Genomic DNA, 1,618 nt, shown 5'->3' on the forward strand with positions numbered 1-1,618 from the left:
CGCCGGATGCGCTCACGAACCGAAGCGCCCGACGGGCCGGATGCGCTCACGAACCGAAGCGCCCGACGGGCCGGATGCGCTCACGAACCACGGCACCCGACAGGCCGGATGCGCTCACGAACCACGGCACCCGACGGCGCCAGGCGCGGAAACCCAACCACGGCGCTCAGCGGCACCGGGCGCGGAGGCTGAACCACGGCCGCTCAACGGCACCGGGCACGGAAGCCGAACCACGGCGCCCGACGCCGTCAGGCACGGAAGCGCCATGCCACGCCATGCCCCCCACGGTCTTCCCCTCCCCCATCACACCCCACCCACGATAAGGAACGCTTCATGAAACCCGACACGATCGTCCTGATCCACGGCTTCTGGGTGACGCCCCGCAGCTGGGAGCACTGGATCGCCCGCTACCAGGCCCAGGGCTTCACGGTCCTCGCGCCCGCCTACCCCGGTTTCGAGGTCGAGGTCGAGGCGCTCAACGCCGACCCCGCCCCGATCGAGCGGGTCACCGTCCCGCAGATCATCGAGTCGCTGGAGACCCTGATCAAGGGCCTGGACACCCCGCCGATCCTCATCGGCCACTCCGCCGGCGGCGTGTTCACCCAGATCCTGCTCGACCACGGCTACGGCGCCGCCGGGGTGGCGATCAACTCCGCCCCCACCGAAGGCGTCAAGATCATCCCGTTGTCGCAGATCAAGGCCACCTTCCCGATGCTGAAGAACCCCGCCAACCGCCACCGGGCGGTCGGGCTCGACTACGAGCACTGGCGCTACGCCTTCACCAACACCTTCCCCGAGGACCAGGCCCGCGCCACCTACGAGCGCTACCACATCCCCGCCTCCGGCCACATCTTCTGGGGCAGCGCGCTGGCCAACATCCACCCCGGCAAGGACGACAACTGGGTCGACTACCACAACGAGGCGCGCAAGCCGCTGCTGTTCGTCTCCGGCGAGAACGACAACCTCATGCCCCCCAAGATCCAGCGCTCCAACGCCGCCCACTACAAGGCACCCGACACGGTCACCGAGGTCATCGAGTACCCCGGCCGCTCCCACCTGATGCCCGCCCAGGACGGCTGGGAGGAAGTCGCCGACCGCGCCCTCGCCTGGGCGCTGGAGCACTCCTGACCCCACGGGCCGGCTTCCGGGGATGCGACCCCGGAAGCCGTTCCGGCCCATTCCGGCCCATTCCCGGCCCGACCCCGACCCCGGTCCGACCCCGGTCCGACCCCGGTCCGACCCCGGCCTGGCTCCGGCCTGGCTCCGGCCTGGCCCCGTAGACAGAACGAGCGCACACCGTGGAAGGCCGACATCCTCATGCATCGCGTTCCCGACGAAGGCGTGACCCCCGTCCCCGGCGAGACCTCCGTCACCGCCCCCCGGGCGGTGGCGCCGGAGCTCGCCGCCTCCGTGGCGGCCACCGGTCACCGGTCACCGGCGCTGACCCCGTGACACAGGCGCGGTTCACCCATATCGGCGGCCCCACCGTCCTCATCGAGTTCGACGGCTGGCGGCTGCTCACCGACCCGACCTTCGATCCCCCCGGCCGGACCTACGCGTTCGGCTGGGGGACCTCCTCCCGCAAGCTCACCGGCCCCGCCGTCGCGGCCACCGACCT

Annotated in this window: 2 protein-coding genes; both read left to right on the plus strand. The window is 71.3% G+C overall.

The genetic code is table 11. The features are described 5' to 3' along the window. Positions 1–333 precede the first annotated feature (333 nt). On the plus strand, positions 334–1,128 hold the full coding sequence (locus ABT053_RS43070; protein ID WP_350977946.1) for an alpha/beta hydrolase: 795 nt from the start codon (positions 334–336) through the stop codon (positions 1,126–1,128). 189 nt (positions 1,129–1,317) lie between these two features. Continuing rightward, the gene (locus ABT053_RS43075) at positions 1,318–1,452 is read left to right on the plus strand and encodes a hypothetical protein (protein WP_350977947.1); all 135 of its coding nucleotides are present in this window, start codon (positions 1,318–1,320) and stop codon (positions 1,450–1,452) included. The last annotated feature ends 166 nt before the right edge of the window (positions 1,453–1,618 follow it).

The sequence above is a fragment of the Streptosporangium sp. NPDC002524 genome (assembly GCF_040295985.1).
In the GTDB taxonomy this organism is placed as follows: Bacteria; Actinomycetota; Actinomycetes; order Streptosporangiales; family Streptosporangiaceae; genus Streptosporangium.